Raw genomic sequence first — 3,136 nt, forward strand, 5'->3', positions numbered from 1 at the left:
ATTTTGAAGAGTGCCAGGTTTACCGCATCGACCACTATCTGGGAAAAGAGACCGTTCTGAACCTGCTGGCGCTGCGTTTTGCCAACTCCCTGTTTGTGAATAACTGGGATAACCGCACGATCGATCCTGTGGAAATCACCGTGGCAGAAGAGGTGGGCATTGAAGGGCGTTGGGGTTATTTCGACCAGGCCGGGCAGATGCGCGACATGATCCAGAACCACCTGCTGCAAATTCTGTGCATGATTGCGATGTCGCCGCCGTCGGATCTGAGCGCTGACGCCATTCGTGATGAAAAAGTGAAGGTGCTGAAGTCGCTGCGTCGTATCGATCGTTCAAATGTGCGTGAAAAAACCGTTCGCGGTCAGTACACCACCGGCTTTGCTCAGGGCAAAAAAGTCCCTGGCTATCTGGAAGAAGAGGGCGCGAACAAGAGCAGTAACACCGAAACGTTTGTGGCGATCCGCGTCGACATTGATAACTGGCGCTGGGCGGGCGTGCCGTTCTACCTGCGTACCGGTAAACGTCTGCCGACGAAATGTTCTGAAGTTGTGGTTTACTTCAAAACGCCTGAATTGAACCTGTTTAAAGAGTCCTGGCAGGATCTGCCGCAGAACAAGCTAACCATTCGTCTGCAGCCGGATGAAGGCGTGGATATCCAGGTTCTGAACAAAGTTCCGGGTCTTGACCACAAGCATAACCTGCAAATCACCAAGCTGGATCTGAGCTACTCCGAGACTTTCAATCAAACGCATCTGGCGGATGCTTACGAGCGTCTGCTGCTGGAAACCATGCGCGGCATTCAGGCGCTGTTTGTGCGTCGTGATGAAGTCGAAGAGGCGTGGAAGTGGGTCGACTCCATTACCGAAGCGTGGGCAATGGACAACGATGCGCCGAAACCGTACCAGGCCGGGACCTGGGGACCGGTTGCTTCGGTGGCGATGATCACCCGTGACGGTCGTTCCTGGAATGAATTCGAGTAAAAAGTGTCTACCACTCCTGTGTTATTTTACCGGTAACATGATCTAACACAGATTGTTGAACAATTTTTGCACTTTTAAGCCTCGTGTGGATTCACCCGCGAGGCTTTTTTTATTACACTGCCTGAAACGATTTTGCCCCTGAGCTCCGGTGAGCAAGCGTTTCCTGTATTTATACACGCAGTAAATGAACTTGCCAAACCTGTAGCTCTGACAGATAAATTTCAGGAGCCTCTATGAATCCGAATTTGTTACGCGTAACACAACGTATTGTTGAACGTTCCCGTGAGACCCGTTCTGCCTACCTCGCTCGTATAGAACAGGCTAAATCCTCGACCGTTCACCGCTCACAACTGGCATGCGGGAATCTGGCGCACGGATTCGCGGCTTGTCAGCCAGACGATAAAGCCTCTCTGAAAAGCATGTTGCGTAACAATATCGCGATCATCACTTCCTACAACGACATGCTCTCCGCACATCAACCCTACGAACATTATCCGGACATCATTCGCAAAGCGCTGCATCAAGCCAATGCGGTCGGGCAGGTCGCGGGCGGCGTTCCGGCAATGTGTGACGGCGTCACGCAGGGGCAGGACGGTATGGAGCTTTCGCTGCTGAGCCGCGAAGTGATTGCGATGTCCGCCGCGGTGGGACTCTCTCACAACATGTTCGACGGTGCGCTGTTCCTCGGCGTTTGTGACAAAATCGTCCCGGGTCTGGCGATGGCGGCGCTGTCATTCGGTCATCTGCCTTCCATCTTCGTGCCGTCAGGTCCAATGGCGAGCGGCCTGGCGAATAAAGAGAAAGTCCGCATTCGTCAGCTTTATGCTGAAGGTAAAGTTGATCGTATGGCGCTTCTGGAGTCTGAAGCCGCCTCCTATCATGCGCCGGGCACCTGCACGTTCTACGGTACCGCGAACACCAACCAGATGGTGGTGGAGTTCATGGGGATGCAACTGCCGGGGTCCTCGTTTGTTCACCCGGATGCTCCGCTGCGTGAAGCGCTGACGGCAGCAGCAGCGCGCCAGGTGACGCGTCTGACCGGTAACGGTAACGAATGGATGCCGATCGGCAAAATGATTGATGAAAAAGTGGTGGTGAACGGGATTGTCGCGCTGTTGGCGACCGGCGGTTCAACGAACCATACCATGCACCTGGTGGCGATGGCCCGCGCTGCGGGTATCCAGATTAACTGGGATGACTTCTCTGACCTCTCCGACATCGTGCCGCTGATGGCGCGTCTCTATCCTAACGGCCCGGCGGATATTAACCACTTCCAGGCTGCGGGCGGTGTCCCGGTCCTGATGCGTGAACTGCTGAACGCGGGTCTGCTGCATGAAGACGTCAACACCGTGGCCGGTTACGGCCTGAAGCGCTACACCCTGGAACCGTGGCTGAACAATGGCGAACTCGACTGGCGTGAAGGCGCGGCCAAATCGCTGGACAGCAATGTCATTGCCTCCTTTGACCAGCCGTTCTCTCATCATGGTGGCACTAAAGTGCTGAGTGGTAACCTCGGTCGTGCGGTTATGAAAACGTCCGCCGTACCGGCCGAGAATCAGGTGATTGAAGCACCAGCCGTTGTTTTTGAAAGTCAGCATGATGTCCTGCCGGCCTTTGAAGCGGGTCTGCTGGACCGTGACTGCGTGGTAGTTGTGCGTCATCAGGGACCAAAAGCGAACGGAATGCCAGAATTACATAAACTCATGCCGCCACTTGGTGTATTATTGGACCGTCGTTTCAAAATTGCGTTGGTTACTGATGGTCGACTTTCCGGTGCGTCCGGTAAAGTGCCTTCAGCCATCCATGTAACCCCGGAGGCCTATGATGGCGGACTGCTGGCAAAAGTACGCGATGGCGACATTATTCGGGTGAACGGACAGACAGGTGAATTGACGCTGTTGGTTGATGAGGCGGAGCTTGCCGCTCGCCAGCCGCATATCCCGGATCTGAGCGCATCGCGCATCGGTACGGGGCGTGAAATGTTCGGCGCGCTGCGTGAACAGTTGTCCGGCGCAGAACAGGGCGCAACCTGTATTCATTTTTAAGGCATATTTTGTAATCAGGCGAGAGAAAAACTCTGATGAAAAACTGGAAAACAAGTGCAGAAGCAATCCTGACCACCGGCCCGGTTGTCCCGGTGATCGTAGTGAATAAAC

At 54.4% G+C, this 3,136-nt stretch carries 2 protein-coding genes and 1 pseudogene; all 3 read left to right on the plus strand.

Annotated features, from left to right (window positions below):
- Nucleotides 1-980: glucose-6-phosphate dehydrogenase (gene zwf, locus AB7E14_RS22165; RefSeq protein WP_428169969.1), on the plus strand; the 980-nt coding region annotated here is incomplete at its 5' end.
- A 233-nt stretch (nt 981-1,213) separates the two neighbouring features.
- Nucleotides 1,214-3,025: a phosphogluconate dehydratase gene (gene edd / locus AB7E14_RS22170; RefSeq protein WP_044257635.1), complete on the plus strand. Its 1,812-nt coding sequence runs from the start codon at nt 1,214-1,216 to the stop codon at nt 3,023-3,025.
- Between the two features lie 35 nt (nt 3,026-3,060).
- A pseudogene (locus AB7E14_RS22175) lies at nt 3,061-3,136 on the plus strand (bifunctional 4-hydroxy-2-oxoglutarate aldolase/2-dehydro-3-deoxy-phosphogluconate aldolase); the annotation flags it as partial.

It is taken from the genome of Citrobacter sp., from assembly GCF_050252275.1.
Taxonomy (GTDB): domain Bacteria; phylum Pseudomonadota; class Gammaproteobacteria; order Enterobacterales; family Enterobacteriaceae; genus Citrobacter_A; species Citrobacter_A amalonaticus.